This window comes from Mesorhizobium sp. M1A.F.Ca.IN.020.06.1.1 (genome assembly GCF_004023265.1).
Classification (GTDB): domain Bacteria; phylum Pseudomonadota; class Alphaproteobacteria; order Rhizobiales; family Rhizobiaceae; genus Mesorhizobium.
Genome location: NZ_RZSR01000585.1, coordinates 1 through 3,838, shown reverse-complemented (window position 1 = coordinate 3,838; position 3,838 = coordinate 1). Strand labels below are relative to the sequence as shown.

3 protein-coding genes and 1 pseudogene are annotated in these 3,838 nt (G+C 64.0%); all 4 read right to left on the bottom strand.

The annotated features are described in order from the left end of the window. Positions 1 to 1,125: pseudogene (locus EOA60_RS22845) on the bottom strand (alkaline phosphatase); the annotation flags it as partial. 188 nt (positions 1,126 to 1,313) lie between these two features. Further along, positions 1,314 to 2,714 carry an adenosylhomocysteinase gene (gene ahcY, locus EOA60_RS22840; RefSeq protein ID WP_095825512.1) on the bottom strand — a complete coding sequence of 467 codons (1,401 nt, stop codon included), beginning with the start codon at positions 2,712 to 2,714 and terminating at the stop codon, positions 1,314 to 1,316. 173 nt (positions 2,715 to 2,887) lie between these two features. Next, positions 2,888 to 3,184, bottom strand: coding sequence for an HPr family phosphocarrier protein (locus tag EOA60_RS22835; protein WP_095799052.1), 297 nt, complete (start codon positions 3,182 to 3,184; stop codon positions 2,888 to 2,890). Then, positions 3,181 to 3,582, bottom strand: a complete 402-nt coding sequence (locus EOA60_RS22830) for a PTS sugar transporter subunit IIA (RefSeq protein ID WP_095825513.1) — start codon at positions 3,580 to 3,582, stop codon at positions 3,181 to 3,183. Before EOA60_RS22830 ends, EOA60_RS22835 begins: the two co-directional genes overlap by 4 nt. Positions 3,583 to 3,838 lie beyond the last annotated feature (256 nt).

Here is a 3,838-nt window from a genome sequence, read left to right as displayed (position 1 = left end):
GGTATCGAAGATCGCCACCGCCGTGTTGAGCTGGTCGAGCGTGTCGGCATGGCTGCGCACGGTGCGCTCATATTCGGCGCGGATCGTCTCGATCGCGCTGATGTCGCAGGCGAGCCCCGCCGAGCCGTCGGCGCTCGCAAAGTCGGTGACCGAAAACATGTGGCGATCACCCTCGATGACCGTCGACAATGTCTGCTCGAAGACGGGGCGCGACTTGTGCTGTTCGGCAATCTGCTCGCGCGCCTGTCCGCCGAGGAACTCCTTGGCTTCGCGCACGGCGGCCTCCGCGCTTTCCGCTTCGACCGCCTCGGCATAGGCGCGGTTGACCCATTTCAGCCGCCCGTCGGCCGCCCGCAGCCATGTCGGCATCTTCAGCGCGTCGAGCAAGCCGAGCATGGTATCGTAGTCGGCGCTGAGCCGCTGATTCTCGACCTTCAGCCGGGCCTGGCTGCGCAGCGTTTCCGACAGCGATATGAAGCGGACCAAGACATGCGCGGCGCTCTTGCGGCCATGCACCTCCAGCGGCATGCCCGCTTGCGTTTCGATGACGAGATCGAAAGTTTTCGCTTGGTCGCGCAGCGCCGCTATGGCGTTCTCGAGCGCCGCGGCGGAGCGCGGCATCAGCCAGCGGCCGAAAGCGAGGAAGGCGGGCCGCTCGTCCGGTGCGCCGCTTTCGAGCGGCAGGCTGCCGATCAGCTCCGGTTTCTTGATCTCGGAACTCCACACGACGACGCGCTGGTCGCGCAAATTGAGCAGCGCCTCGGAGCGCTGCAAGGCCGCGTTGACGTCGGCGATTCGCGCCCTGAGCTGGACATTTTGCGACGCCGTCCGTGCCCGCTCGCGGATCAGGAAGATGGCCGAGACAAGGGCTGCCCCCATGACGCCGGCAAACATGGCAAGCTGCATCACTTCGACCGTGCTGACCGCCGCGGCCACGCCGGTATCGGCATGCGCCACAACGCTCAGCAATGGGGCGGCAGACGTGGCGGCGGCAAGAAGCGTGCCGAGACGGGCGCCGGCGCGCCATGAGAGGGCTCCGCCCGCCGCGGCGGAGCCGGTCGTGATCGAATCCTCGTGGCCGCCGGAAACGGCCTTTCCCGCGCGTGGCGGGTTATCCCCCGGCATGTCTTGGTCCTCTTCGCCGCTTGAATGCAAGACCGCCCTGAATGCGTCCCCGGCCCAACTGTCCCCGGACCGCGAATCACAACAATAACGCCTGCCGGAATCGGCGTGAAGAATCACAGGCGCAAAAAATGAAGCGGGGCGGAAAGTCAACACCCGGCTTCAATATGTTGTAGATATTTTCGTTTTGGTTAATAGCGGTAGTGCTCAGGCTTGAACGGGCCCTGCGGCGTCACGCCGATATAGGCCGCCTGCTCGGAAGAGAGCTCGGTGAGGCGCGCGCCAAGCTTGTCGAGATGCAGCCGCGCCACCTTCTCATCGAGGTGCTTGGGCAGCACATAGACCTGGTTCTGGTACTGGCCGTGCTTGGTGAAGAGCTCGATCTGAGCCAGCACCTGATTGGTGAACGAAGCCGACATGACGAAGCTCGGATGGCCCGTGGCGTTGCCCAGGTTGAGCAGGCGGCCTTCGGACAGAAGAATCATCCGCTTGCCGTCGGGGAAGGTGATCATGTCCACCTGCGGCTTGACGTTGGTCCATTTCAGGTTGCGCAGAGACGCCACCTGGATCTCGTTGTCGAAGTGGCCGATGTTGCCGACGATCACCATGTCCTTCATCGTCCGCATATGGTCGAGCGTGACGACGTCCTTGTTGCCGGTGGTGGTAATGACGATGTCGGCCGTGGGGGCTGCGTCTTCCAGCGTGACCACTTCATAGCCGTCCATCGCGGCCTGCAGCGCGCAGATCGGGTCGACCTCGGTCACCTTGACGCGAGCGCCGGCGCCGCGCAGCGAGGCCGAAGAGCCCTTGCCGACGTCGCCATAGCCGCAGACGACCGCGACCTTGCCGGCCATCATCGTGTCGGTGCCGCGGCGGATGCCGTCGACCAGCGATTCCTTGCAGCCGTATTTATTGTCGAACTTCGACTTGGTGACGGAGTCGTTGACGTTGATCGCCGGGAAGGGCAGCAGGCCTTTCTTCTGCAGCTGGTAGAGGCGGTTGACGCCGGTGGTCGTCTCCTCGGTGACGCCGCGGATCGCTTCCTTCTGCTTGGCGAAGAAGCCCGGCGAAGCCTTCATGCGCTTCTTGATCTGGGCGAACAGGATCTCTTCCTCTTCGCTGCCGGGACTGGACAGCACGTCCTCACCCGCCTCGGCGCGCGCGCCGAGCAGAATGTACATGGTGGCGTCGCCGCCGTCGTCGAGGATCATGTTGGACGTGCCGCCGTCGGCCCACTGGAAGATCCGGTCGGTGTAATCCCAGTAGTCCTCCAGCGACTCGCCCTTGATGGCGAAGACCGGAATGCCGGCCTCGGCGATCGCCGCGGCGGCGTGATCCTGGGTGGAGAAGATGTTGCAGGAGGCCCAGCGTATATCGGCGCCCAGCGCTCTCAGCGTCTCGATCAGCACCGCGGTCTGGATCGTCATATGCAGCGAGCCGGTGATGCGCGCGCCCTTGAGCGGCTTCTTGTCGCCGAATTCCTCGCGGCAGGCTATCAGGCCCGGCATCTCGGTTTCGGCGATCTCGATCTCCTTGCGGCCCCAGCCGGCAAGCGAAATGTCGGCGACCACATAGTCCTTGCTACCCGTCATGGCAGTGCTCCGGTGTGATTGTCTTCAAAAGCGCGCCGGCGCCGGGACGGCGCATGGAGGGCGCGGATTGCCGGCCTGACTAGCAGATCGGCTGCCAAACGACAATGGGATATAAAGAAATCTTTATTCGTGCATGTCTTTGGAGACAATGCGCGGCACCGATCGGCGAACCTTCAGATTTCCTCGCCGAAGCGCGAGGCGACCAATTGCTCCAGCGCGTCCATGGCCGGACCGGCTTGCGGACCGCTGGCGGTGACGCGGATCGAATAGCCGGGGCTTGCCGCCAGCATCATCAGGCCCATGATCGAGGTGCCGCCGACCTTCACGCCGTCCTTCTCGACATGGATGGTTGCGTCGAAGCCGCTGGCGACCTGGACGAACTTGGCCGAGGCGCGGGCATGCAGGCCGCGCTGGTTGACGATCGGGAACTCACGCACAACCTCGTCTTTTTCCGGCGCATGGGCGTTCATTTGCTGCTCAGAAGCTGGCTGGCGACGTTGATGTACTTGCGCCCCGCGGCCTGCGCCTCGTCGAGCGCGGCGGCCATGTTGTCGCCCTTGCGGACCGAGGAGAGCTTGATCAGCATCGGCAGGTTCATGCCGGCGATGACCTCGGTGCGGCCCGATTCCATCACCGAGATGGCGAGGTTGGAAGGCGTGCCGCCGAACATGTCGGTGAGCACGATGACGCCGGCCCCGGTGTCGACGCGTGCCACCGCGTCGATGATGTCGGCCCGGCGCTTCTCCATGTCGTCGTCGGCGCCGATCGCGACCGTTTCGAAATTGTCCTGTGGCCCCACCACGTGTTCGACGGCATGCCGGAACTCGGTGGCGAGTTGACCGTGCGTCACGAGCACGAGTCCGATCATTCTTTGGTGGCTCCCGTCATCGCCGCTTCACTGGCGTATTTTATGTTCGCCAACCATTCCAGGCGGCGGGAGCGCTATCTTGTCGACGCACGGCCGGTTGACAAGCCCAAAATTGCGACGCCCCGGTCCATTTTGACGCATTGCAGCAAAAAATCCGGACCGGATCATGAAAAAGGCGCTATCGACAGCCGCGCCATCACGGCCGGCACGCCTGTGACGACATTGCGCTCGGCAAGATCGATGCGCGGCACCAGGC

Excerpts from the sequence above, each read along its gene's own strand:
- EOA60_RS22830 (WP_095825513.1), bottom strand. The coding sequence starts at position 3,582 with ATGATCGGACTCGTGCTCGTGACGCACGGTCAACTCGCCACCGAGTTC.
- ahcY (WP_095825512.1), bottom strand. The coding sequence starts at position 2,714 with ATGACGGGTAGCAAGGACTATGTGGTCGCCGACATTTCGCTTGCCGGC.
- EOA60_RS22835 (WP_095799052.1), bottom strand. The coding sequence starts at position 3,184 with ATGAACGCCCATGCGCCGGAAAAAGACGAGGTTGTGCGTGAGTTCCCG.